The sequence below is a fragment of the Roseateles sp. P5_E11 genome (assembly GCF_054049355.1).
On record NZ_JBFUMO010000952.1, the window covers coordinates 1 to 1,468 of the forward strand.

The 1,468-nt window shown below is 71.4% G+C and carries 2 protein-coding genes; both read left to right on the forward strand.

Features of this window, described 5'->3' with window-relative positions:
• Positions 1–584: hypothetical protein (locus ACXJKR_RS32410; RefSeq protein WP_457326352.1), on the forward strand; the 584-nt coding region annotated here is incomplete at its 5' end.
• Positions 584–1,402: a hypothetical protein gene (locus ACXJKR_RS32415; protein WP_056194120.1), complete on the forward strand. Its 819-nt coding sequence runs from the start codon at positions 584–586 to the stop codon at positions 1,400–1,402. The genes ACXJKR_RS32410 and ACXJKR_RS32415, both read left to right, overlap by 1 nt.
• The last annotated feature ends 66 nt before the right edge of the window (positions 1,403–1,468 follow it).

Here is a 1,468-nt window from a genome sequence, read left to right on the forward strand (position 1 = left end):
GGCTCGAAAAACTCTTCATCGCCTGGTCTCGCCACATGGCCGGCAGCAGCGGCCGCATGGAGGCCGAATTGGCGCCCCTCGTCGGCCAGGCCGGCATCACCTGGGGTTGGCAACACGAAAAAGGCGGCGCCGTCGCGCTGCGCGTGCAGGGCGCCATCGACTTTGCCGCCCTGGTGCTGGACCTGCGCCTGAGCGGCGAACTCGACTGGCTCGGCAGCCGAGCCCGTGTCAGCCTGCGCGCCCAGGGCCGCAGCGAGTGGCGCATGAGCCTCGCTGACGGCGCCGCGTTGGAGCAAGCCAAGGCGTCCTGGCGCCACCCCTTCACGCTGAGCCTCGACGCGATTGCCAACGGCCAGCCGGCCCTGCTGTCGGCCGGCCCGCTGGCCGAGCCGCTGCGCGGCGCCGTCGTCGGCGAATGCGGCCTGCGCCCGCGCCCGGACGGCCGCGGCCAGCAATGGTTCTACCGCCTGGCGATCGAGCCGGTGAATGTCTGCCTGCTGCGCCAGGATCCGCTCGGCGGCACTCAGCGCCAGCAGCGCGAGCTGCTGCCCGCTATCACGCTCATCGACTGGAGCGCCGGCTGATGGACCGCCTGATGTGCCTCCACGTCCAGACCAGCGGCGAGCCCGTCGAGGTGCAGGTCAACGGCGTGCCCGTGCTCAGCCTGCCGGCCGGCGCGGGCAGTCAGTCGGTGACGGTGCACGAATACCTGCAGAACGGCAGCAACCGCATCACGCTGGTCGTCGCGCCGCCGCCCATCGCGCAGGCCGTGGCCGCGCCGAACGCACCCGCCCAACCCCGCATGGCCGCGCGCGCCGCCCAGGCGCGTGCCCGCCTCGTGCTGTTGCGCCAGGGCAAGAGCCTGGCCGACGAGGCCGTGCGCGTGCTGGCCGAGGTGGCCTGGGGCATCGAGGAGGGTCAGGGCTTCGAGGCGCCCACCGTCGTGCACCAGGACCTGGAGCTGCCGGTTGGCTTCCCGCGCTGGCGCTGGCTGGACGCCCCCGTGCTCAACCCCGGCCCGCAGGACCGCCAGACCGTGCTCGCCGCCGTGCAGCGCCTCGCTTTCGACCTTTCACGCGGCAACCCCGACAGCTTTCTCGCCGCCTGCCGCCTCAAGCTGGAGGAGGTCGACCAGGCCTACCAGCGCCCTGCCGGCCAAGGCGTCACCGCCTTGCGCGAGCAGGTGCAGCAGCTTTGGCAGGCTGGAGCTCTGGCGACGCTGCAGCCGCCCACGACGGAGAACCTGCTGCTGCGCGTGGTGGCCGGCGGGCGCCTGCTGGAATGCCTCAATCCCCTGGGCGCCCCGGTGCTCAGCAGCCAGAACGACGATGCAACGCTCGGCAACATCGCATGGCCGCTGCGGCTGACCCTGATCGAAGGCAAGGTTTATGTGCTCAGATGAGCATCCATACCCGCTTTGCAGGGGTCGTCGCAGACCCATGCCGCGCTGAGAATCGCTCACCATGAT